Origin of the sequence: Thioclava sp. JM3 (genome assembly GCF_002213185.1) — a bacterium.
Lineage (GTDB): Bacteria > Pseudomonadota > Alphaproteobacteria > Rhodobacterales > Rhodobacteraceae > Thioclava > Thioclava nitratireducens.
Genome location: NZ_NBOB01000004.1, coordinates 100,603 through 121,542 on the forward strand (window position 1 = coordinate 100,603; position 20,940 = coordinate 121,542).

21 protein-coding genes are annotated in these 20,940 nt (G+C 65.9%); 7 read left to right on the forward strand and 14 right to left on the reverse strand.

What is annotated here, in order from left to right; translation table 11 throughout:
- Nucleotides 1–91: 91 nt before the first annotated feature.
- The 3 genes from B6V73_RS08415 to B6V73_RS08425 form a co-directional block, all read right to left on the reverse strand.
- Nucleotides 92–1,630: a tripartite tricarboxylate transporter permease gene (locus B6V73_RS08415; RefSeq protein WP_075774750.1), complete on the reverse strand. Its 1,539-nt coding sequence runs from the start codon at nucleotides 1,628–1,630 to the stop codon at nucleotides 92–94.
- Nucleotides 1,631–1,639: 9 nt separating this feature from the next.
- Nucleotides 1,640–2,071 (reverse strand): tripartite tricarboxylate transporter TctB family protein, encoded by a 432-nt coding sequence (locus tag B6V73_RS08420; protein ID WP_075774638.1) that lies wholly within the window; start codon nucleotides 2,069–2,071, stop codon nucleotides 1,640–1,642.
- A gap of 66 nt (nucleotides 2,072–2,137) precedes the next feature.
- A complete protein-coding gene (locus B6V73_RS08425; RefSeq protein ID WP_199224664.1) occupies nucleotides 2,138–3,103 on the reverse strand; it encodes a tripartite tricarboxylate transporter substrate-binding protein in 966 nt (321 codons plus the stop codon).
- A 114-nt stretch (nucleotides 3,104–3,217) separates the two neighbouring features.
- On the opposite strand from B6V73_RS08425, the gene B6V73_RS08430 reads away from it, so the two are divergent.
- From B6V73_RS08430 to B6V73_RS08440, 3 genes are read left to right on the forward strand one after another with little or no spacing between them, the layout of a single operon-like run.
- The gene (locus B6V73_RS08430) at nucleotides 3,218–3,898 is read left to right on the forward strand and encodes a response regulator transcription factor (protein WP_075774637.1); all 681 of its coding nucleotides are present in this window, start codon (nucleotides 3,218–3,220) and stop codon (nucleotides 3,896–3,898) included.
- Entirely contained in the window at nucleotides 3,891–5,303 is a 1,413-nt protein-coding gene (locus B6V73_RS08435; RefSeq protein WP_075774636.1) for a sensor histidine kinase, read from the forward strand. The genes B6V73_RS08430 and B6V73_RS08435 overlap by 8 nt, the downstream gene beginning before the upstream one ends.
- Nucleotides 5,300–6,352 (forward strand): ABC transporter substrate-binding protein, encoded by a 1,053-nt coding sequence (locus B6V73_RS08440; RefSeq protein ID WP_088725018.1) that lies wholly within the window; start codon nucleotides 5,300–5,302, stop codon nucleotides 6,350–6,352. The genes B6V73_RS08435 and B6V73_RS08440 overlap by 4 nt, the downstream gene beginning before the upstream one ends.
- A gap of 211 nt (nucleotides 6,353–6,563) precedes the next feature.
- On the opposite strand, the gene pcaF is transcribed toward B6V73_RS08440, so the two are convergent.
- The 3 genes from pcaF to B6V73_RS08455 are packed head-to-tail and all read right to left on the reverse strand — an operon-like array spanning nucleotide 6,564 to nucleotide 9,164.
- On the reverse strand, nucleotides 6,564–7,769 hold the full coding sequence (gene pcaF, locus B6V73_RS08445; RefSeq protein ID WP_088725019.1) for a 3-oxoadipyl-CoA thiolase: 1,206 nt from the start codon (nucleotides 7,767–7,769) through the stop codon (nucleotides 6,564–6,566).
- Nucleotides 7,762–8,445 carry a CoA transferase subunit B gene (locus B6V73_RS08450; RefSeq protein WP_088718810.1) on the reverse strand — a complete coding sequence of 228 codons (684 nt, stop codon included), beginning with the start codon at nucleotides 8,443–8,445 and terminating at the stop codon, nucleotides 7,762–7,764. Before B6V73_RS08450 ends, pcaF begins: the two co-directional genes overlap by 8 nt.
- Entirely contained in the window at nucleotides 8,442–9,164 is a 723-nt protein-coding gene (locus tag B6V73_RS08455; RefSeq protein WP_075774632.1) for a 3-oxoacid CoA-transferase subunit A, read from the reverse strand. Before B6V73_RS08455 ends, B6V73_RS08450 begins: the two co-directional genes overlap by 4 nt.
- A gap of 104 nt (nucleotides 9,165–9,268) precedes the next feature.
- Between B6V73_RS08455 and B6V73_RS08460 the strand changes: the two genes are divergently transcribed.
- Nucleotides 9,269–10,030 (forward strand): IclR family transcriptional regulator C-terminal domain-containing protein, encoded by a 762-nt coding sequence (locus B6V73_RS08460; RefSeq protein ID WP_088725020.1) that lies wholly within the window; start codon nucleotides 9,269–9,271, stop codon nucleotides 10,028–10,030.
- Between the two features lie 3 nt (nucleotides 10,031–10,033).
- Here the strand turns inward: B6V73_RS08460 and B6V73_RS08465 are convergent, their stop codons facing one another.
- The 3 genes from B6V73_RS08465 to lipA form a co-directional block, all read right to left on the reverse strand.
- Nucleotides 10,034–10,795, reverse strand: coding sequence for a DeoR/GlpR family DNA-binding transcription regulator (locus tag B6V73_RS08465; RefSeq protein ID WP_075774630.1), 762 nt, complete (start codon nucleotides 10,793–10,795; stop codon nucleotides 10,034–10,036).
- Nucleotides 10,796–10,891: 96 nt separating this feature from the next.
- On the reverse strand, nucleotides 10,892–11,539 hold the full coding sequence (locus B6V73_RS08470) for a DUF3047 domain-containing protein (RefSeq protein WP_075774629.1): 648 nt from the start codon (nucleotides 11,537–11,539) through the stop codon (nucleotides 10,892–10,894).
- A 219-nt stretch (nucleotides 11,540–11,758) separates the two neighbouring features.
- Nucleotides 11,759–12,709, reverse strand: coding sequence for a lipoyl synthase (gene lipA, locus B6V73_RS08475; RefSeq protein ID WP_075774628.1), 951 nt, complete (start codon nucleotides 12,707–12,709; stop codon nucleotides 11,759–11,761).
- 300 nt (nucleotides 12,710–13,009) lie between these two features.
- Here lipA and B6V73_RS08480 point away from each other — a divergent pair, with 300 nt between their 5' ends.
- Nucleotides 13,010–13,558, forward strand: a complete 549-nt coding sequence (locus B6V73_RS08480) for a peroxiredoxin (RefSeq protein ID WP_075774627.1) — start codon at nucleotides 13,010–13,012, stop codon at nucleotides 13,556–13,558.
- 57 nt (nucleotides 13,559–13,615) lie between these two features.
- Here B6V73_RS08480 and B6V73_RS08485 read toward each other — a convergent pair whose 3' ends face one another.
- On the reverse strand, nucleotides 13,616–14,509 hold the full coding sequence (locus tag B6V73_RS08485; RefSeq protein ID WP_088721709.1) for a LysR family transcriptional regulator: 894 nt from the start codon (nucleotides 14,507–14,509) through the stop codon (nucleotides 13,616–13,618).
- Nucleotides 14,510–14,780: 271 nt separating this feature from the next.
- Nucleotides 14,781–15,905 carry a DUF6456 domain-containing protein gene (locus B6V73_RS08490; protein ID WP_088725021.1) on the reverse strand — a complete coding sequence of 375 codons (1,125 nt, stop codon included), beginning with the start codon at nucleotides 15,903–15,905 and terminating at the stop codon, nucleotides 14,781–14,783.
- Between the two features lie 215 nt (nucleotides 15,906–16,120).
- On the opposite strand from B6V73_RS08490, the gene B6V73_RS08495 reads away from it, so the two are divergent.
- The gene (locus B6V73_RS08495) at nucleotides 16,121–16,507 is read left to right on the forward strand and encodes a DUF6477 family protein (protein WP_240504118.1); all 387 of its coding nucleotides are present in this window, start codon (nucleotides 16,121–16,123) and stop codon (nucleotides 16,505–16,507) included.
- On the opposite strand, the gene B6V73_RS08500 is transcribed toward B6V73_RS08495, so the two are convergent.
- A complete protein-coding gene (locus tag B6V73_RS08500) occupies nucleotides 16,499–18,079 on the reverse strand; it encodes a helicase HerA-like domain-containing protein (RefSeq protein ID WP_199224665.1) in 1,581 nt (526 codons plus the stop codon). The two genes, B6V73_RS08495 and B6V73_RS08500, sit on opposite strands and share 9 nt — an antisense overlap.
- A 561-nt stretch (nucleotides 18,080–18,640) precedes the next feature.
- On the opposite strand from B6V73_RS08500, the gene B6V73_RS08505 reads away from it, so the two are divergent.
- Nucleotides 18,641–19,378, forward strand: coding sequence for an invasion associated locus B family protein (locus B6V73_RS08505; RefSeq protein WP_088718816.1), 738 nt, complete (start codon nucleotides 18,641–18,643; stop codon nucleotides 19,376–19,378).
- Between the two features lie 72 nt (nucleotides 19,379–19,450).
- On the opposite strand, the gene B6V73_RS08510 is transcribed toward B6V73_RS08505, so the two are convergent.
- Complete coding sequence (locus B6V73_RS08510; protein WP_088725022.1) at nucleotides 19,451–20,656, reverse strand: beta-ketoacyl-[acyl-carrier-protein] synthase family protein; 1,206 nt, start codon at nucleotides 20,654–20,656, stop codon at nucleotides 19,451–19,453.
- Nucleotides 20,656–20,937 (reverse strand): acyl carrier protein, encoded by a 282-nt coding sequence (locus B6V73_RS08515; RefSeq protein WP_075774623.1) that lies wholly within the window; start codon nucleotides 20,935–20,937, stop codon nucleotides 20,656–20,658. Before B6V73_RS08515 ends, B6V73_RS08510 begins: the two co-directional genes overlap by 1 nt.
- Nucleotides 20,938–20,940: the final 3 nt, after the last annotated feature.

Consider the following 20,940-nt stretch of genomic DNA (forward strand, 5'->3'; position numbering starts at 1 on the left):
AAAAGGGGCGGCGGATTGACCACCGCCGCCCCTGCCTTCAATCCGGCGCAGGCACCGCGGGGGAGGTGCGGTGCTGGGCTTGGGGGTGCGATCAGTCTTCGATCGCACCCTCGTCATCGCGGCGCTCATGCATCCGCGCTTTCACGAAGCGCCCGAGGAACAGCGGCAGGATGAAGCCGACAATCGCCACCGTCCACAGGCCGATTGCCAGCGGGCTGCCGACCAGCGTTCCGTAATCGCCATTCGAGATCGTGACCGCCCGGCGCAGGTTGTTCTCCATCGTGTTGCCCAGAAGGGTGCCGAGAATGATCGGCACCAGCGGCACGTCGAGCTTGCGCAGTACCCAGCCCATCACGCCGAAGCCGATCATCACCAGCAGATCGAAGCTGGAGCCGGAAATCCCGTAGATCCCCACGAAGGACACCATCGCGACGATCGGCATCAGGATGCGCGGCGGGATCATCAGGACGCGGGTGAAGATGCCCACCATCGGGATGTTCATCGCAAGCAGCATGAAGTTGGCGATGAAGAGCGCCGCGATCAGGCCCCAGACGACATCGGGGTTGTTCTGGAACAGCAAGGGGCCGGGCGTGATGTTGAGCGACAGAAGCACTGCCAGCAGCACCGCCGTCGTCCCCGAGCCCGGCACGCCGAGCGCCAGCATCGGCACAAGCGCACCGCCGGCTGCGGCGTTGTTGCCCGCCTCGGGGGCCGCGACACCGCGCGGGTCGCCCGTGCCGAAGGTGTTCTTGCGGTCCACCAGCTTCTTCTCCATCGAGTAGGAGATGAAGGAGCCCAGCGACGCCCCTGCCCCCGGCAGCACGCCCGCGACGAAGCCCAAGAGCGACGAGCGCAGCATGGTCGGCGTCGTCTCTTTCACCATCTTCCACGGGGGTGTGATGCGCCCGACCGAGACCTTGTGACCCGCGCCGGTGGCCGAACCGTGGCGGTGCTCGAGGAAGATGAACACTTCCGACAGCGCGAAAAGACCGACGATGGCGACGAGGAAATCGAGCCCGTCATAGAGGTGCACCTCGCCGAAGGTCAGACGCGGCACGCCGGTCTGGGTGTCCACCCCGATCACCGACAGGCCGAGGCCCAGCATCGCGGCGAAGGCCGATTTCGCCTGATTGGTCGAGGAGACCCCGCCCAGCGTGGCAAAGGCCAGCGCGAACAGCGCGAAATATTCCGCCGGACCGAACAGCAGCGCGAATTTCACCAGCTGCGGTGCCAGCAGGATCAGGCCCCAGGTGGCGATGAAAGCACCCACGAAGCTTGCGATACCCGAGAGCGACAGCGCCTCGCCCGCAAGCCCCTTCTTAGCCATCGGATAGCCGTCGAGACAGGTCATCATCGCGGGTTCGTCGCCCGGAATATTCAGCAGGATCGAACTGATCCGCCCGCCATACATCGCCCCGTAATAGACGCTCGTGAGCAAGATCAGCGAGGGCGTGGCTCCCAGCCCCAGGGTGAAGGCAAGGGGGATCAGGATCGCGACGCCGTTGGACGGGCCGAGGCCGGGCAGCGCGCCCATCATGGTGCCGAGGAACGTGCCCAAAAGCGCGAGCAGCAGGTTTTCGAAGGTCAGAGCGGTGTGAAAACCGTCTGCGAGTGACATCAGGGTGTCCATCATTTCACCTCAGAAACCGAAGGGGCCGCTGGCGAGCGACAGCCCCAGCACCAGCTTGAAAATTACGTAGATACCGATCGAGGTGGCGACGCCGACGACGACGGATTGCAGCGGCCGCGTGCCCAGCCGCCATGTCAGGTAGGCGCTGGCAAAAGCTGTCGCGATCAGGAAGCCCGCGATGGGCAGGAATTCCGCATAGAGGATCATCACCACGACGGCGGCGAGGATTTCAGCGAGCCGCGAGAGGCTCGGCCAGACCGGGTCGGGATCGGGCTTGAGCAGGATCGCGAGCGAAGCCAGCCCGAGGATCACCGCGATCACCAGCGGAAAGGTTTTCGGCCCCACCGCATCCGACAGGAAACTTTCTTGGATTTGCAGCGTCGCCCAGCCGTAGAACAGCGCGAGGCACAGGCCGACGGCGCCGAAGATGCGATCACTCATGATCCCCTCCCTTGAAATGAAGGCGCGGCGGCGCCCTTGGGCCCGCCGCGCGCATGGGTGTCTCGCTTACTTGATGATGCCGATCTGGCGCGAGATGTCCTGGATCTGCTGGACCGACTTCTCGACGAAGGCCTCGAATTCGGCGCCCTGCAGGTCGAGCGGGGCCAGACCGTTGGCCGCCATCACCTGCTTCCACTCGTCCGAAGCGTAGAGCTTGCCGACCTTGTCGACCCAAGCCTGATAGGCTTCGTCGGACATGCCGCCCGGTGCGTAGAAGCCGCGCCAGTTGGCGCCGATCGCATCGATGCCCTGCTCTTTCGCGGTCGGGAATTTCGAGAATTCACCGTCCAGACGCTCGGGTGCCAACACCGCAATCACGCGGATATCGCCGGAATCGACGAAGCCCTTGGCTTCCGACAGATCGCCGGTAAAGGCTTGGACCGAACCCGCGAGAAGCTGGGTCACCGCTTCGCCGCCGCCGTCGAAGGCGATGTACTTGACCTTGCGCACATCGTCGATGCCGTAAGCGTCAGCCGCGATCAGAACCTTGAGGTGGTCCCAGCCACCCACGGCCGAGCCGCCCGCGACGGAGACCGAGTTCGGGTCGGCCTTGATCTTGTCGAGCAGTTCCGGAAGCGTCTGGATGTCGCTGTCGGCAGCCACGGCGATCACGCCGTAATCCGCGCCGATCGACCCGACCCACCGGACCTGATCCATCGAGTTGCCCGGATAGGCGCCCTGCGCCAGACGGGTCGCGGTGGCCGAGGAGGCCGCGACGATCAGGTTATCGTCGTCGTTGCGCTTGTTCACCACTTCGGCGAAGGCCACGCCACCGCCGCCGCCGGCGAGGTTCACGACCTGCATGGTCGAGTCGATCAGACCCAGATCCTGCATGGTCTTGCCGACCTGACGGCAAGTGAAGTCCCAGCCGCCGCCGGGGTTCGCCGGTGCGATGCATTCCTGTGCCGACGCGCCGGTCGCGACGGTGAGCGCCGCGGCAGCAATCGCCGCGCGCATGAGTTTAAAAGCCATGGTATATCCTCCACTGTCCGCCCGTTGCCTCCCGCAGCGGGCTATGGGACGGGTTTTACCGCTTGAACCTGTCACGAACCTGTCACAGGTTCGGAGCCGAAACGGGGAGGATGGATGCGGCTTCTGCTAGTGGAGGATGCCGAGGAACTGGCCGAGGCCACGCAGCGTCGGCTTGCGCGGTCCGGCATGGCCTGCGATCTCGCCGCCACCGTAGAGGAGGCGCGCGATTTTCTGGCGGTGCAGGCCTATGACGCGGTGATCCTCGACATCAACCTCCCCGATGGCAGCGGCACCGACCTCTTGCGCGAGATGCGCGCGCAGGCCGCGATGATGCCGGTGCTGATGCTGACCGCGCAATTCTCGGTCGACGACAAGATCTCCGCCTTCCAGCTCGGGGCGGACGACTACCTCGTAAAACCCTTTGATCACCGTGAGTTGGAAGCAAGACTTCATGCGATCGGGCGACGTCAGGCGACCGACCGCTCCGCCGATCTCGAACTCGGACATCTGCGCTACAACGCGACGGCGGGCAGCGCCTCGGTCGGAGATCAGGCGCTGAAACTGACGGGCCGCGAATTCGCGCTGCTGGGAATTCTGATGCGCAATGCGGGGCAAGTGATGTCGAAGGACCGGCTGCACGAGGGGCTTTACGCCTTCGACGACGCCGTGCCGGGCGACAACGCGATCGAGCTTTATATAGCTCGGCTGCGCAAGAAGCTTACCGGCAGCGGGGTCGAGATCGAGACCCTGCGCGGACGCGGCTACCGTCTGGCGGCGCGCGACGGCGATGTCTGACGGCGCGCGCTCCCACGACACCGGCCTCGCCGCCACGCGATCCCTGACCGCGCGGCTGGTGACCGGGCTGTCGGGGCTGATGATCGTCGGCGGACTGATCCTCGCGCTCGCAGCCTTCGCCTATGGGCGCACGGCGGCCCGCGACGCCTTCGACCGGTTGCTGGTGGGGGCCGCCAATGACATCGCCGCTTCGATCTCGATCCGCGACGGCGCGCCGGTGGTCGATCTTCCGGTCTCTGCCTTCGAACTCTTGGCCCTCGCCCCCGACGACCGCATCGCCTATCAGGTCAGCGGGCCTAAAGGCGCGGTGCTCACAGGCTACAAGGACCTTCCCCGCCCGAACACGACGGCACAGGACTCGGAGCTTTACGATGCGCGCTTCAAGGGAGAGCCCGCGCGCTACATCCGGGTCACGCGCCGTTTCGCGGAACGCCAGTTCTCCGGCACGGTGGAGGTGATCGTGGGGCAAACCCTGCGGGCGCGCACCCAGCTTGCGCTCAGCATCACTCGCAACGCGCTTGGCGGGCTGGCGGTCGGCGGCATCGCCATGCTCGCTTTCGCGATCATCATCGTGCATAGCGCGCTGCGCCCGCTGGAGCGGCTGGCTCATGGCATCTCGGAACGCGATCCGCAGGACCTGACCCCGATCCGCGCCGCCGTCCCGCGCGAGGTCGATGTGCTGGTGCAGGCCACGAACGGGTTCATGGGGCGGCTCGACCGGCAGTTCGCCACGATGAAAAGCCTGATCTCGGACACCGCGCATCAGTTGCGGACACCCGTCGCCGCCCTGCGCGCGCAATCCGACCTCGCCGCCGAGGAAGACGACCCGGCGCGGCGCGACCAGATCGTCGCGAAGATGCATTCCGGAACGGTGCGGCTGAGCCGCCTGCTCGATCAGATGCTGTCGCGCGCGCTTGTGATCCACCGCGCCGACAGTGCGCGGCGCGAGCGGGTCGATCTGCGCAACATCGCCTTGGATATCTTCGAGGAAGGCGATCATGCGGCTCTCGCGCCGGGCAGCGACATCCGGCTGGAGATCGCCGAGGCGGAGGTGCCCGTGCTGGCCGATGAGCTCTCGCTGTCGGAGGCAGCTAAGAACCTGCTCGGCAACGCATTGGCGCATGGCGAGGCCCCCGTCACCATCGGCGCGGAGCTACGCGACGGGCGCGCCCGGCTCTGGGTGCGCGATGCGGGGCCCGGCCCCTCCCCCGAACTGCGCGCGCGCCTGGGCGAGCGTTTCGCGCCTGGGCGCACGGACACGCGGCGGCGCGGCGCGAGCAGCGGGCTGGGTCTCGCCATTGCGCAATCGGTGGCCGAGACCTATGGCGGCACGCTGGAGATGGAGAGCGATGCGGCAGGCTTCACCATCGCGATCACCCTGCCCCGAGCCGAGGAGGCACCATGATCCGCACGCTCTTGTCCCTGACGCTCTGGCTGTGCCTGAGCTTCCCCCTTTTGGCCGCAGAGCCCGAGGCCGTCCGCACCTTCGGCCCAGATCGGCCCGCCCGCAAGATCACCCTGCGCACCACGACCGACGTCAATATCCTCGCCCCCGCGATCAAGGCGTTTCTCGACACCCAGCCCGGCCTCGCGATCCGGTTCGAGCAATGGGGCTCGAACGACCTCTACGATATCTCCGAGGCCGATTGCGCGAAGGGCAAGCCCGGCGCCGAACTGGTGATCAGCTCGGGCGTGCAACATGTGGTCAAGCTGGTGAACGACAATTGCGCCGCCACATGGATCTCGCCCGAGACGACGGCACTGCCGAAGGATCTGCGCTGGCGCGATCAGGTCTGGGGCATCTCGCGCGAACCCGCGGTGATGATCTACAACCGCGCGCTGGTTCCGCCCGAGGACGTGCCGCGCACGCGTTTCGATCTGGTCGACCTGCTGCGGCCCGCGCAATCGCCCTATACCGGCAAGATCGCGACCTATGACATAGCGGATTCCGGGCTGGGGTTCCTCTTCGCTTTTCTCGACAGTCAGGAGGCCAGCACCTTCGGCGGCTTGATGGAAGCCTTTGCGCGCTCCGGCGCGGTCGCGACCTGCTGCTCGGCCGAGATCATCGACGGTGTCGCGGGCGGCCGCTACCTGATCGCCTACAACATCCTCGGCTCCTACGCGGCGCAGGCGGCGCGCGACAATCCCGATCTGGGGATCATCTCGCCCGCCGATTACACGCTGGTGCTCTCGCGCGCGGCCTACCTTCCGGGGCCCGAGCCAGATCCGACCGCCGCCAAACTGCTGGATTTTCTGCTCTCACCTGCGGGCCAACGGGCGCTGGCGCAGACCAAGCTGATCGACCCGATCGCGAATGACGGGGGCGGCAGCGACAGCGACGAGACGCTGACCTTGCAACGCCTCATCGCACTGGGCCCGCCGCTGCTGGTTGCGACCGACACGATGAAAGCCGCGCGGTTTCTGGAGCGCTGGCGCGATACCTTTGCGCAATGAGTGGCGGAGGGGCGGCTCAAGCGGAGACGCGCTCCATCTGAAAGGGTGTGCGCCGGTCCGTGGGATGGCGCACGCGACCCTGGGGCTGGGCGGTCAATCCCCGCCACGCCCCTCCATTCGCCGAGCGGCGCGCGAATGGCAGATGCGCCAGCCCGCCGGGACGGACTGGCGCACGCCCTGCGCCTTCGGCACGTAGCGGGCGCAGTCTCGGTTACACCGCCTCCAGCGCCACGGCGATGCCCTGACCCACGCCGATGCACATCGTGGCCAGCGCCCGTTGGCCCTTGCGGCGCACCAGCTCCAGCGCCGCGGTGCCGGTGATCCGCGCGCCCGACATGCCCAGAGGATGCCCCAGAGCGATCGCCCCGCCATTGGGGTTCACGCGCGCATCGTCATCCGCAATGCCGAGATCGCGCAGCGTGGCCAGACCTTGGCTGGCAAAGGCCTCGTTCAGCTCGATCACGTCGAAGGCTTCTTGCGTCAGCCCCAGCCGCGCCATCAGCTTCTTGCTGGCAGGCGCAGGCCCGAAACCCATGATCCGCGGCGGCACGCCGGCCGCGGCCCCGCCCGAGATCTTCACCAGCGGCGTCAGCCCATGTTTGCGCACGGCGTCCTCGGAGGCGATGATCAGCGCCGCCGCGCCATCGTTCACGCCGGATGCATTGCCCGCCGTGACCGTGCCGTCGGGGCGCACGATGGGCCGCAGCTTGGCCAGCGCCTCAAGCGTGGTGCCGGGGCGCGGGTGCTCGTCAGTGTCGACCACGAGCGGATCGCCCTTGCGCTGCGGGATCGTGACCGGGGTAATCTCCTCGGCCAGACGGCCCGCTTCCATCGCCTTGGCAGCAGCCTCCTGCGAGCGGACCGCGAAGGCGTCCTGATCTTCGCGGCTCACGCCGAAATCATCGGCCACGTTCTCCGCCGTCTCGGGCATCGAGTCGACGCCATGGGCTTCTTTCATCAGCTTGTTCACGAAGCGCCAGCCGATGGTCGTGTCATAGACCGCATTGGCGCGGCTAAAGGCGGCCTCGGCTTTCGGCATCACGAAGGGCGCGCGCGACATGCTCTCGACACCGCCCGCGATCATCAGATCGGCCTCGCCCGCCTTGATCGCACGGGCTGCGGTAATGATCGCATCCATCCCCGAACCGCAGAGCCGGTTGATCGTGGTCCCCGGCACGTTCACCGGAAGACCCGCGAGGAGCGCCGACATCCGCGCCACGTTGCGGTTGTCCTCGCCCGCCTGATTGGCGCAACCGAAGATCACGTCTTCGACCGCTTCCCAATCGACGCCCGTGTTGCGCGCCATCAGAGCTTTCAGCGGGATCGCCCCCAGATCGTCGGCGCGGACAGGTGCCAGAGCGCCGCCGAAACGGCCGATCGGGGTTCGGATATAATCGCAGATATAAACGTCACGCATCGGCCAACTCCTCGGGACAGATCAGGTCACCCACCTCGCCCTCGACATGGAGGGTCGCGCCGGTGACGGATTGCAGCTCCTCCATCGAGATCGCGGGGAGCTTTTCACGCAGGACGAAGCGGCTATCGACCACGTCCACGACGGCGAGCGACGTATAGACGCGGGTCACGCAGCCCACGCCGGTCAGCGGGAAGGTGCAGCTTTCCACCAGCTTCGGCTGGCCCTTCTTGGTGACGTGGTCGGTGATGACAGCCACGCGTTTCGCGCCATGCACGAGGTCCATCGCCCCGCCCACGGCCGGCACGCCTTTCGGCCCGGTCGACCAGTTCGCCAGATCGCCCGTTTCGGCCACCTGATAAGCGCCGAGGATCGCCACGTCGAGATGCCCGCCGCGCACCATTGCGAAGCTGTCGGCATGGTGGAAAAACGCGGTGCCGGGCTTCAGCGTGATCGCCTTTTTCCCGGCATTGATGAGGTCCCAGTCCTCCTGACCGGGTTCGGGCGCACGACCGAAGCCCAACACGCCGTTTTCCGTATGGAAGATCGCCTCGCGGCCTTCAGGCTGGAAGCGCGCGACCATCTCGGGAAAGCCGATCCCGAGGTTCACATAGGCGCCGTCCTCGATGTCCTGCGCGGCGCGCCAGGCGATCTGTGCATTGCTCAGTTTCTGGGTCATGGGTGATGGGCTCCGGCGCGGTTCAACTCTTCTTCCTGGGCGGGATTGGCGACCTCGACGATCGCATCCACGAAGATGCCCGGGGTGACGATGACTTCCGGGTCGATCTCGCCCGGCTCGACCGCCTTGCTCACCTGAACGACGACCTTGTCTGCCGCCGTCGCCATCAGCGGCGAGAAGTTCCGCGCGGCCATCCGGTAGGTCAGGTTGCCAAGAGCGTCGCCCTGCTCGGCCTTGATCAGCGCGTGATCGGCCTTGAGCCAGCGCTCCATCACGTAGTCGCGGCCGTCGAATTGCTGCACCGGCTTGCCCTCGGCCAGATCGGTGCCCACGGAGGTCGGCGTGAAGAAGGCCGGAATGCCCGCGCCGCCTGCGCGGATACGTTCGGCGAGCGTGCCCTGGGGCACCAGTTCCAGCTCGATCTCGCCCGCCAGATAGCGTTCGGTAAACACCGTCGGATCGGCCGAGCGCGGGAAAGAGCAGATCATCTTCTTGACCATACCCTGCTCGATCATCGCGGCGATGCCGACATGGCCGTTGCCTGCGTTGTTGTTGATCACGGTCAGCCCCTTGGGCGATCCGGTCTCCAGATAGCGGTCGATCAGGGCGTGGATCAGTTCGATCGGCGCGCCCGAGCCGCCGAAACCGCCGACCATCACCGTGGCGCCGTCTTGAATATCGGCCACGGCCTCGGTCAGCGAGGAAAGTCTCTTGTCCATTTGCGGTCCTCCTGAGGGCTTGGATTTAGACCTGCGTGGGACGGCTTTCCACGGATTTCGTGCGCATCTTGACATTTGTTCGCATCGCGCGAAAACCTGTTCGCATGTTGAACAAACCGACCGATTTCATCGCCTCTTTCGCCAAGGGGCTACGCGTCATCGAATGTTTCGGGGCCGAGACGCCGCGGCTCTCGATTGCCGAGGTGGCGCAGGCGACGGGCTTCGACCGGGCTACGGCGCGGCGCTGTCTGCTGACGCTGAATGCGGAAGGCTACGCGGAATACGACGGCAAGTTCTTCACGCTGACGCCGAAGGTTCTGCGGCTCGGGATGGGGGCGCTGGCCTCGCTGCCGCTGGCGCAGATCGTGCAGCCGTGGCTCGATCAGCTGACCGATCGGATCGGGCAAAGCTGCTCGGTCTCGATCCTCGACGGCACCGAAATCGTCTATCTCGCGCGGGCGGCGCAGAGGCGGGTGATGTCGATCGGGTTGATGCCGGGCTCGCGCCTTCCGGCGCATTGTACCTCGATGGGGCGCGTGTTGCTGGCCGCCCTGCCCCCGGAGGACGCCCGCGCAGCCGTGGAGGCCTCGGACCTGACGCCGCGCACGGCCTATAGCCTCACCGATCCGGGCGAAATCCTCGCGCGCATCGATCAGGTGCGCCGCGACGGCTATGCGGTGATCGATCAGGAGGTGGAGATTGGGCTGCGCTCCATCGCGGTGCCGCTTTACGACATCCATGGGCGGGTCGTGGCCGCGCTCAATACCGGGATGGCGGCGAGCGCCGATCCGGCGGAGACGCTGATCGAGACCTATCTGCCGGAACTCACGCGGGTGCAGACGGGGCTGCGGCGCGTGCTGCGCTGAGCCTCACCCCGCCACGGTAATCTCGGTGTCCCATTGCGCGCAAAGCGCCATGAGCGCATCCGGCAAGGGCTTGTCGATGAAAACCCGGTCGATGTCGGAGAGCGAAGCAAGCCGCACCGGCGCGGAGCGTTCCAGCTTCGACGCGTCGGTCACCAGAAAGCTCTGCCGCGCCTGCCGCAAGATCCGGCGGCTGACGCGCACTTCGGCGAGATCGTAATCGAGCATGTCGCCGTCGGAATCGAGCGCGGAGGTCCCGATCACCGCGAAATCGGCTTTGAATTCGCCCATGAAATCCGCCGTCAGGTCACCCACCAGCCCGCCATCCGAGCGGCGCAGATTGCCGCCCGCGACGAGGATATCGCAGCTCTCATTGGCCAGCAGGATATTGGCGACATTGATGTTATTCGTGACCACGGTGATGTTGCGGTGATGCAGAAGCTCTCGCGCGACTGCCTCGGTCGTGGTGCCCAGCGTCAGCACGATGGAGCTGTTGTCGGGGATCGCCTGCGCACAGGCCCGCCCGATCGCCGCCTTCGCCGCCTCGTTCATCCGGCGGCGCTCTTCATAGGCGAAATTCACAACGCCAGTGCGGATCACCGCCCCGCCATGCACGCGTTCCAGATGCCCCGCCTCGGAGAGCTCCGTCAGGTCGCGCCGGATCGTCTGGACTGACACATTGAAGCGTTCGGCCAAGGCTTCGACCACCACACGGCCCTCGTCGCGCGCGATCTCGAGAATTTCGGACTGTCGGAAATTGAGCGCCATCCTGCCCCCCTTTTGGGTCTTGCTGCCACAGGTTACCGACAAAGTCATGTCTTGGCAGTGTTTTTGTGTGAAATCACCGGAGGCCGTGTGGCGCGGTCAGTTCAGCTTCAGCCCCGAGATCCGGGCACGGATCGCGCTGTCGGTGTCGTCGCTGTCTCCTGACAGCGCCAGCCCCACGAGCTGCGTCGGCTGGCCCCCGAAGGCGCGCTGATAGTCGCGCGCCAGATCGACGCTCTCGGAATGCGATCCGGTGCCCGCCGGGCGCAGCACCACCGTTTTGCCGCGCGCACCCAGATAGGGCGACGGCAAGAGCGCCCCGCGCCCATGCGCGCCACCCCAGACATACATCAGCACCCGCGCTTCCTTCACCGCCAGAAGCTTGCGGATGCCCGCCCCCTGATTGGCCCGGGCGACCGCCTCTGGCATGAAGACGAAATAGAGCGAGAGGTCGCGATCGTCGCCGCCCTTTCGGTCGAGCTTCGTCGGCGGGACGCTTTGGCTGACCGACCATTGCCACGCGGCCTTGCGCGCGCCCCAATCTGCCTGAGGCAGCGCACGCCAGATCAACGACACCGCCCCGTCCGAGCGCATCTCCACGCCGTTTGGCGATTGTTCCCAGTCATTCGAGGAAAACAGCGAGAACCGCTGCTCGGTCCAGCCACCGAAGATCGAGGCCGGGGCTAGGCCCGGCATCAGCCCCACGCAGAAGCTTGATGCGAGAAAGGCGATCGACAGGCGGCGCATGACACTCTCCTCTTGCTTGGCTGACAGGGCTACGCAGGCAATCGGCGCGCCGGATCACTTGGCCCGGATGATGCCCGCAGGTCGCAGACCGTCAAGACAGGGCGCGCGCGATGCGCTGCAGTTTCGCGACCTGTTCGGCTTGGAGAAAAACTCACCCGACTTGCGAAATGAAAAACCCGGCCACCGGGGCCGGGTTCTTTCAAATCGCTTCTGGCGCGCTCAGCTCAGGCCGAGCTTCTTCAGCCGGTTCTCGCGCAGCCGCGCAAAGTCGTCGCCCGCGTGATAGCTCGAGCGGGTCAGCGGCGTCGCGGAGACCATCAGGAAGCCCTTGCCGTAGGCCGCTTTCTCATAGTCGCGGAACTCTTCCGGCGTGACAAAACGCATCACCGCGTGGTGCTTCGGCGTCGGCTGCAGATATTGCCCGATGGTCAGGAAATCGACATCGGCCGAGCGCATGTCATCCATCACCTGACGGACCTGCGGCGCCTCTTCACCCAGACCCACCATGATGCCCGATTTGGTGAACATCGACGGATCCAGCTCTTTCACGCGCTGCAACAGGCGCAGCGAGTGGAAGTAGCGCGCGCCGGGGCGCACGCCGGGATAGAGGCCCGGCACGGTTTCGAGATTGTGGTTGAACACGTCGGGGCGCGCCTCGACAACCTTCTCCAGCGCGGCGGGCTCGCATTTGAGGAAGTCCGGCGTCAGGATCTCGATCGTGGTGTCGGGCGAGCGGTGACGGATCGCGCGGATCGTCTGTGCGAAATGCTCCGCCCCGCCATCGTCCAGATCGTCGCGGTCGACCGAGGTGATCACGACGTGGTTCAGGCCCAGCGTCTCGACCGCGTGGGCGACGCGGCCCGGCTCGAACACGTCGAGCGCGTCGGGGCGACCGGTGGCCACGTTGCAGAAGGAACAGCCACGGGTACAGATTTCACCCATGATCATCATGGTGGCGTGGCCCTGGCTCCAGCATTCGCCGACATTCGGGCAGCCCGCCTCTTCGCAGACGGTGACCAGCTTGTTGGTCTTCAGAATGTCGCGCGTCTTCTTGTAGCCTTCCGAGACCGGCGCTTTCACGCGGATCCAGTCGGGTTTCTTGGGCTGAGCATTGTCGGCGCGATGCGCCTTTTCGGGGTGGCGTTCACCGGGCATCTTGAGATCGCGCATGATCCATCCTTTCGGAGTGCGGTTGATCGTCACATAAGCCGATTGCGTGCCGGATGCAAATGCGCAGGCCCAAAGGCAGTATTGCACACCGCGCGAGGCTGCGCGATCAGCCCGAGGCCGTGGCAAGCGGACAGAGCGGGGACGAACATTCGCAACGCCGACATCCGCCAACGGCCTCTTGTGAAGGTCGCGCGGCGAATGCTGCATCTGCAAAGTCAGCGATTGCGACCGAAAGCGACATCCGTTAGTCAGGCCTCTCTCCAAAACGCAACCTTCCCAACCGATCAAGGAGACCTCCCTATGCTTCCCGGTTCGAAACTGCCCGACGTCACCTTCCACACCCGCGTGCGCGACGAAAGCATCGAGGGGCCGAACCCGTTCCGCTGGCAGGACAAGACCACCGCGGATTTCTTCGCGGGCAAGCGCGTGGTGCTGTTTGCGCTGCCCGGCGCCTTCACGCCGACCTGCTCGACCTACCAGCTGCCCGGTTTCGAGAAGGGCTTCGACGATTTCGCCGAACAGGGCATCGACGCGATCTATTGCCTGTCGGTCAATGACAGCTTCGTCATGAACCAGTGGGCCAAGGCGCAGGGCCTCGAGAACGTGCAGGTGATCCCCGATGGTTCGGGCGAGTTCACCCGCCGCGTCGGCATGCTGGTGCGCAAGGACAATCTCGGCTTCGGTCTGCGGTCGTGGCGCTATGCGGCCGTCGTCAATGACGGCGTGATCGAAGCCTGGTTCGAGGAGCCCGGCCTCGAAGACAACCACGGCGAAGATCCCTATGGCGTGTCCTCGCCCGAGACCGTCTTGAACTGGCTGGTCGACGCCAACGCCGAAGCGGCGGCGTGACCAACTGCCGGCCCGGTTTCGGGCCGGCGCTCTAAGCCACGGGGCGCGCGGCGGGGGTCAGAACCGTCTGCGCGCCTGCGCGACCAGCCCCTCGCCCGCCTTTCGCAACACGCGCACCAGCGGATCGAACCATGCCTCGGCATCGGAGACCTCGCGGGCCCGCACCAGCCGGACCATCCGCGCGGGCTCCTCGTCGAAACGGCTGAGCGCGAGCGTCGGGACGGCGCGCGTTTCCTGCAGGCTCGCGATCTCGGGCACCAGCGTCAGCCCCATCGCCTGCCCCGCCAGCGCACAGAGCGTGCTCAGCGACGACGCACCAAGGTCGATGCGTTGCGCCGCCCGCGTCAGCCCGCACAGCGCGAGCGCCTGATCGGCAAGGCAGTGCCCCTCATCCAGAAGCAGCAACTGATCCGGGTCGATCGCCTGCGGGCTGAGGCCGCGCACCATCGTCAGCTGGTCCGGCGTGCCCGCCAGCAGGAAGCGATCCTCGAACAGCGAGGCCTCGAACAGTTCCGGTGCCGGGGTGGCGATGATCGCAGCATCGAGGCGGCCCTCGGCTATCTCGGTCAGCAGCGTCTCGGTCGTGGCCTCGCGCAGCCGCAGCGCCCCTTGCGCGCGCAGCCCGGGCAAGGCGGCGGGCAGCAGATAGGGCGCGATGGTCGGGATCACGCCGAGATTGATCTGCCCCAGCCCGCGCCGCGCCTCGGACTGCAGATCGCGCAACTCGCCCGCGACCCGCTCGGCGGTCTCCAGCACCCGCCGACCCGCCCGCGTCAGCCGCACGTCGCGCGGGCGGCGCTCGACCAGCGGCTGACCGACCTGCTCCTCCAGCTCGCGGATTTGGACCGAGAGCGCGGGTTGGCTGACATGGACCAGTTCGGCGGCGCGCGAGAACGAGCGCGCCTGGGCGAGCGCGCGCAGATAGGTGAGTTGGCGAAGCGTTATATTCATAGTCTCCAATTATCGAGACTTGGATATTTTTACAATTTCTCTTTATGGGGATGTTGATGGAGGACGCATGCGAAGAGGCCACTCTCCAATTAAAATTCTCGCAGCGAGGAAGACGTTGGCCCGCGAACATTGAAAACGGCGCAAAGGTTTTTCGCGCCTTTTCTTATATTGTCTAGGCACCTACGGGTCTTAATTGAAGTGATACCTTAACTTTAGCGACCCGTTAGGTTTGAGCATGGGGTAGCGCATTGCGCGTTCACGGCCTCACCGCTCATCCAATCATCGGACTTGCCCCGCCATAGGTCTCCTCGTAATGCCGCTTGAGGCGTTGCAGGGCGATCCGCAGGACGATCTTGCCCGACCGCGCCGACCAGCCCAGCCGCTTCTCCGCCGTCTCCAGCCCTTCGAGGAAACAGCAGCAGCGCAGCGCCATGTCGCCCAGGCCCGGCCCCAGATCGCGCAGCGCCAGCGCCACCCGCTCCCGCGCGGTGTCGGAGCCGCCGCCCATCGCCAGTTCGGGGCGATACTGCCCGCGCCCGCCACCGCCGGTCAGAAAGCGTTCCCAGTTCTGCCCGACCCGCGGACCCATCTGCGCCAATTCGAAATCCTCGCGGAGCCGCTCGCCTGCGGCGACCAGATCGGCGCTCAGGAACGGCCGTCCCTGCTTGTCGCGCCGCCGCGCCAGCACTGCGAGCGGGCTCTCGGCGAGATTGGCGCGCACACGGCGCTGGTGCCCGTCCGTGTCGGCGCGCGTCTCCTGGGCGAACTCGCCATGTTGCGCAGCGAAGGGATTGGCGGCGGTCTCCCCGCGCGCGGCGGCCTCTTCTTCGAGCACACGCTTCAGCGCTGCGCGCCCCGCATGCGTGATCTTGTAGCTGGTGACGCGCCCCTCATGGGCCACCTCGATCCAGTCCTTCAGTGCGAAGGCCTGCGCCACCGCCCGCTCCAGCACCGCCGTGCGCACCGTGCCACGCAGCACCACGGCCTTGTCCATCTCGCGCCCCACGATCAACAGCGCGCCCGGCTCGGACAGGCGGCGCAGGATGCGGCGCGTCTCGCGGCGCAGTTGCTCTTCGTTGGCGGGAGTTTCACTAGGGCGGAAAGCTGCAGTCATGGGCGTGTCCTTCTGGAGCACGGTCGGTCCCGGAGCGATGGAGGGATTGGCAGCGTCCGATCCGGCCGCACGGCCGAGACGTTCCAGCGCCTCATCGACCAGCGGATCATCCCGCCGCGCCTCGATCCGGCGCACGCGGCGCAGGATTGTCGAGGCTGCACAGCCTTCGGCCCGTGCCAACTCCCTGATCGGAATGCCGTCTTCGACATGGCGCAGATAGAGTTGGGCATGTTTGGGCAGCCAGGCGGGAAGTTCCGCCGGGGCCGGTGCGATCGAATTCATACTGTCCCCCAGATTACGCCGGGCAAAGCTCGGCGAGTCCGTCCGGTAACAACCGTGAGTTGCTTTGGTTACCCGTTCGTTAACAAACGGGACGCCAGCAAGAATTCCTTAAACTTCCTAAACAAAGCTTTGCCGGGCGCGCGCTGACGCCGAAATTTGCGCAACACCGTGTGAAGCTGCGTCACGCTCGGGATCTCACCTCAAGGGAGTTTCCGATGACCGCCGCATTTCGCCAGAAAGACACGCCCGCTCTCCGCCCTTCCGGTCAACTGTATCTCGTCGACACCACGGCACCCGCTAACGTCGCGTCCGAACCCGTCGCCGGGGTCGCGAGAATGCGTCGCCCGCGCCTGCTGATCCGCGCCGCGCGCTTCGGACTGAGCGATTACAGCCGCAAACGCGACCTCAAGCGTGTGATGCGGATGAGCGAGCTGCCGCGCCCCGGCGCGGCGCTGCGCGCATTGATGGCGGAGGAAATGGCGCTCGATCAGGCGCGGCGCGCGGGCGAGGCCACCTACTCGGTCGCCCGCCATCTTGAACTGCTGATCGCCCTGCTCGCCGAAGCCCGGCTGGCCCGAAAATCGATGTCAGCCTCAGCGTGACTTGAAGAGCGAGCCGAGAACCCCGCGCACGATCGTCTGGCCCGTCTTGGTGCCCAGCTGACGCGCGAGGCTCTTGCCAAAGGTCTCGAGTATCGTATCGGATCGGCTCGAGGATCTGCGCGTCGGCTTCGACTTCGCCGTCGGATCGTAGCGCCGCGCGTTGTTGAAATTCTCGAACCCCGCATCGAGCTCGGAGCGGCCCGCGGCGGTCTTGGCGGCCTTCTCGCGCGCTTCCGCCTCCGCCGCCTCGCGCGCGGCCAGTTCGGCGCGCTTGGCAAGGATTTCCTGCGCCGACTCGCGATCCACCGGCGTGTCATACTTGTCGCCCAAACCGCTTTCCGCAATTACCGCGGCGCGCTCGGTATCGCTAAGCGGGCCGAGGCGCGATTGCGGCGGCCGGATCAGCGTGCGCTCGACCATCCCCGGCACGCCCTTCTTTTCGAGGAAAGAGGTGACAGCCTCGCCGGTGCCGACCTCCTTTATCGCAATCTCGGTGTCGAAGCTCGGATTGGCGCGGTAGTTCTCGGCCGCGCGGTGCAGGTCGCGCTGATCCTTCGCGGTGAAGGCCCGCAGCGCATGCTGCACCCGGTTGCCGAGTTGGCTGAGAATGCCGTCGGGCACGTCACCGGGGTTCTGGGTGATGAAGAACACGCCCACCCCCTTCGAGCGGATCAGCCGCGCCACTTGCTCTACCTTGTCGACCAGCGCCTTGGGCGCGTCGTCGAACAGCAGGTGCGCCTCGTCGAAGAAGAACACGAGCTTCGGCTTGTCCGGGTTGCCGACCTCGGGCAGTTCCTCGAACAGTTCCGAAAGCAGCCACAAAAGGAAGGTGGCGTAGAGCTGCGGATTTCCCATCAGCTTGTCGGCAGCAAGGATGTTGATCTGGCCCATCCCGTTCTCATCGGTTCGGATCAGGTCGGTCAGGTCAAGCGCCGGCTCGCCGAAGAATTGCCCGCCGCCCTGGTTCTCCAGCACCAGCAGGTCGCGCTGGATCGCCCCGATCGTCGCGGTGCCGACATTGCCGTATTCCAGCGCGATCTCGTCCGCGCGCTCGCCGATATGGCGTAGCATTGCGCGCAGATCATCGAGATCGAGCAACGCCAGCCCCTCCTTGTCGGCGATATGGAAGGCGATGTTAAGCGCGCCTTCCTGCGCCTCGGACAACCCCAGCAGCCGGCTCAGCAGCAGCGGCCCCATCTCGGAGACGGTCGTGCGCACCGGGTGGCCCTTCTCGCCGAACATGTCCCAGAAGACCGTCGGATAGGCGCGGTAGTCCAGATCGAAGCCGATCGTCTGCGCGCGCTCCATGAAGGCGTCATGCAGCTTGGCCTCGGTCGAGCCGGAGGCCGCGATACCCGAAAGATCGCCCTTCACATCGGCCATGAAGACCGGCACGCCCGCCTGCGAAAATCCCTCGGCGAGGATCTGCAGCGTCACCGTCTTTCCGGTGCCCGTCGCGCCCGCCACGAGCCCGTGACGGTTGCCGTATTGGAGCTTCAATTCCTGCGGGGTCGCGTAGCCTTCGCCGCCGCCACCAACGAACACGCCCTCTTCGGTCAGAACACCTGTCATTTCGCCCTCGCCAAACAAATCCCGGCTCAGACAATACTATCTTAACCCCTTTGCGCCAGTGTGATCCTGCCCTCGGGTTACGCTTTTGCGCAGACGGGGGCACTTCCTCCCTGTCAGACTGGCCGCGCCCTCCTCGGCGCGGTCTTTTTCTTGCATGCCAAGGGATTGCGCCGCGCGCCTCATCCCCTCACCGCGCGTAACACTTCCTCAACTTTGCCTGTTGACCTGTGAAAAATTACAGCCTAGCGTGGCGTCAATGACGAAGTCGGCCAGTCCGACAGGGGGAAAAGGAAGGGGTCCTGAACGGGCCCCTTTCGCTTGGAAAGCCCCTCTATCGTGGCCCCGAAACGCCCCGTCACACCCGCGCCCGTCGCGGATGAATCGCCCCTCTGAGCCTCTCGGCATTTCCCGCTCACAGCCAGCCCGACGCGCGCGTCCCGGCACCTCACGAAACTGTGGCAGCATGCCGCCTATCCGTGAGCGCGGCTGCCGAATTCATCACTGACAGCGCCGCGGACCCGTGTTAAGCCTTCGCCCAATACGTTTCAGGAGAAGAGTAATATGTCTCAACTGACGAAACCGCTCGCCCTCGCTCTGGCCCTCGGCCTTGCAAGCGGGGCTTGGGCACAAGACACCACGTCGAGCGACACCTCCACGACCCCGTCGGCGGATGCGACCGCAGGCGCAAGCGCCGATGGCACGACGGCCCCGGCCGCGGATGCGACCAACACCGATCAGGCGACCGACGGCCAGACCGCGCCCGATGCGGCTGCGGACGCCCCGACCATGCCCGGCGCCGACCAGCAGGCCCAGAAGCCGCAGGAGCCGCAGACCTACGTCAAGGCGACCTACGAAGACTGGGAGCTGCAATGCGCCAAGTCGCCCGACGGCAAGGATCCCTGCCAGATGTACCAGGTGATCAAGGACCAGAATGGCGGCAACGTGGCCGACATCTCGGTGATCGGCCTGCCCGATGGCAGCCAGGCCGCAGCCGGCCTCACCATCATGGTGCCGATCCAGACGCTCCTGTCGCAGAACCTCGTGATGCAGGTCGATGGCGGCAAGCCGATGGTCTACCCCTATTCCTTCTGCGACCCGCGGATGATGGGCTGCTTCGCCCGTTTCGGTGTCAGCAAGGCCGAACTGGACTCGCTCAAGAAAGGCAGCAAGGCGACGATCACGATCACGCCGCTGTCCAACCCGCAGCAGAAGGTGAAAGCGGATATCTCGCTCAAGGGCTTCACCAAGGCCTTCGAGGAAACCGTGAAAACAAACAAGGAAAATGGCGTTCAGCAGTAAGCTGGATGGATGAGCTTCGACTCATAACCATTTGAGATCAAAGACGCCGCGCCCGATCCGGGCGCGGCGTTTTCATATCGCACGCAGCGCGAGAACCGCGTTGAGCCCACCGAAGGCGAAAGCATTGGACAGCGCCGCGCCGACCTGTGCCTTGCGCGCGGTATTGGGCACGTAATCGAGATCGCAGTCGGGATCGGGCGTGGTGTAATTCGCCGTGGGCGCGATCACCCCGTCGCCAAGCGCCATCAGGCAGGCGATCAGCTCCACCGCCCCCGTGCCGCCGATGCAGTGGCCGTGCAGCGCCTTGGTCGAGGAAACCGCGACCTGATCGGCCGTCGGGCCTAGCGCCGCGCGGATCGCGGCTGTCTCGATCCGGTCATTGGCCGCCGTGCCGGTACCGTGGGCGTTGATATAGCCGACCTCTTCAGGCGCCATAGCCGCATCGCGCAGCGCGCCTGAGATCGCCGCGCTCGCCCCCTCGCGCGAGGGCATTACGACGTCACGCGCATCGGAATTCATCGCGAAGCCCGCAATCTCGGCCAAGGGCCGCGCGCCGCGCGCCTCGGCGCTTTCCAGCGCCTCGATCACGAAAACGCCCGCGCCCTCGCCCTGCACCATGCCGTTGCGATCCGCCGAAAACGGGCGGCAGCCATCGGGCGACATCACCCGCAGTCCTTCCCACGCTTTCAGCCCACCGAAATTGAGCATCGCTTCCGAGCCGCCCGCGAGCATCCCCTCGGCCATGCCGGAACGCACCATCTGGAAGGCGAGGCCGATCGCGTGGTTCGAACTGGCGCAGGCGGTGGCGACGGCGAAGCTCGGCCCCTGCAGCCCGTAGCGGATCGAGAGATGCGAAGGCGCGGAATTGCCCATCAGCTTGGGCACCGTCAGCGGGTGAACGCGGTTCTTTTGGTCGGCAAAAACAGCGCGATAGGCGTTGTTCGCGGTGGTGTGTCCCCCGCCCGCCGTGCCGATGATGCAGCCCCAGGCCGCGGGATCGGGGGCGCGCTCAAGCCCGGCTTGAGCCATCGCCTCCGCCCCCGCGACCAGCGCGTATTGGGTGAAAGGATCGTATTGCGCGAGCTGCGCCGAGGTGAAGCGGCTGGTGGCATCGAAGCCGTGGATCTGGCCGCCGATGCGAATGCTCAACCGCTCCACATCAGCGAAGGAGAGCGGCCCGATACCGCTGCGCCCCTCCGCCATGGCCGTCTTGGTTGCCGCAACGCCCTCTCCAAGCGCGTTGATCGTGCCCGCGCCCGTGATGACGACGCGCCGCATCAGGCGACGGCGGTCGAGGGTTTGCCACCCGAGACGAGACGCTCCACCGCGCCGACGATCGCCCCGATCGAGGACATGTCGAATTGCGAGGCGGCGGGCTCGTTGGCGTTGAAAGGCACCGAAACGTCGAACGTCTCTTCGATGGCGAAGATCACCTCCACCAGACCGAGACTGTCGAGCCCCAACTCGTCGAGGGTCATTTCGGGCGAAAGCTCGGAGGGCTCACGAAGGGCTTCGCGGGCGATGATCGAGAAAACCTGGTCTTGCACGTCTGGCCTCATATC

Excerpts from the sequence above, each read along its gene's own strand:
- B6V73_RS08415 (WP_075774750.1), bottom strand. The coding sequence starts at position 1,630 with ATGGACACCCTGATGTCACTCGCAGACGGTTTTCACACCGCTCTGACC.
- B6V73_RS08420 (WP_075774638.1), bottom strand. The coding sequence starts at position 2,071 with ATGAGTGATCGCATCTTCGGCGCCGTCGGCCTGTGCCTCGCGCTGTTC.
- B6V73_RS08425 (WP_199224664.1), bottom strand. The coding sequence starts at position 3,103 with ATGGCTTTTAAACTCATGCGCGCGGCGATTGCTGCCGCGGCGCTCACC.
- B6V73_RS08430 (WP_075774637.1), top strand. The coding sequence starts at position 3,218 with ATGCGGCTTCTGCTAGTGGAGGATGCCGAGGAACTGGCCGAGGCCACG.
- B6V73_RS08435 (WP_075774636.1), top strand. The coding sequence starts at position 3,891 with ATGTCTGACGGCGCGCGCTCCCACGACACCGGCCTCGCCGCCACGCGA.
- B6V73_RS08440 (WP_088725018.1), top strand. The coding sequence starts at position 5,300 with ATGATCCGCACGCTCTTGTCCCTGACGCTCTGGCTGTGCCTGAGCTTC.
- pcaF (WP_088725019.1), bottom strand. The coding sequence starts at position 7,769 with ATGCGTGACGTTTATATCTGCGATTATATCCGAACCCCGATCGGCCGT.
- B6V73_RS08450 (WP_088718810.1), bottom strand. The coding sequence starts at position 8,445 with ATGACCCAGAAACTGAGCAATGCACAGATCGCCTGGCGCGCCGCGCAG.
- B6V73_RS08455 (WP_075774632.1), bottom strand. The coding sequence starts at position 9,164 with ATGGACAAGAGACTTTCCTCGCTGACCGAGGCCGTGGCCGATATTCAA.
- B6V73_RS08460 (WP_088725020.1), top strand. The coding sequence starts at position 9,269 with ATGTTGAACAAACCGACCGATTTCATCGCCTCTTTCGCCAAGGGGCTA.
- B6V73_RS08465 (WP_075774630.1), bottom strand. The coding sequence starts at position 10,795 with ATGGCGCTCAATTTCCGACAGTCCGAAATTCTCGAGATCGCGCGCGAC.
- B6V73_RS08470 (WP_075774629.1), bottom strand. The coding sequence starts at position 11,539 with ATGCGCCGCCTGTCGATCGCCTTTCTCGCATCAAGCTTCTGCGTGGGG.
- lipA (WP_075774628.1), bottom strand. The coding sequence starts at position 12,709 with ATGCGCGATCTCAAGATGCCCGGTGAACGCCACCCCGAAAAGGCGCAT.
- B6V73_RS08480 (WP_075774627.1), top strand. The coding sequence starts at position 13,010 with ATGCTTCCCGGTTCGAAACTGCCCGACGTCACCTTCCACACCCGCGTG.
- B6V73_RS08485 (WP_088721709.1), bottom strand. The coding sequence starts at position 14,509 with ATGAATATAACGCTTCGCCAACTCACCTATCTGCGCGCGCTCGCCCAG.
- B6V73_RS08490 (WP_088725021.1), bottom strand. The coding sequence starts at position 15,905 with ATGAATTCGATCGCACCGGCCCCGGCGGAACTTCCCGCCTGGCTGCCC.
- B6V73_RS08495 (WP_240504118.1), top strand. The coding sequence starts at position 16,121 with ATGACCGCCGCATTTCGCCAGAAAGACACGCCCGCTCTCCGCCCTTCC.
- B6V73_RS08500 (WP_199224665.1), bottom strand. The coding sequence starts at position 18,079 with ATGACAGGTGTTCTGACCGAAGAGGGCGTGTTCGTTGGTGGCGGCGGC.
- B6V73_RS08505 (WP_088718816.1), top strand. The coding sequence starts at position 18,641 with ATGTCTCAACTGACGAAACCGCTCGCCCTCGCTCTGGCCCTCGGCCTT.
- B6V73_RS08510 (WP_088725022.1), bottom strand. The coding sequence starts at position 20,656 with ATGCGGCGCGTCGTCATCACGGGCGCGGGCACGATCAACGCGCTTGGA.
- B6V73_RS08515 (WP_075774623.1), bottom strand. The coding sequence starts at position 20,937 with ATGAGGCCAGACGTGCAAGACCAGGTTTTCTCGATCATCGCCCGCGAA.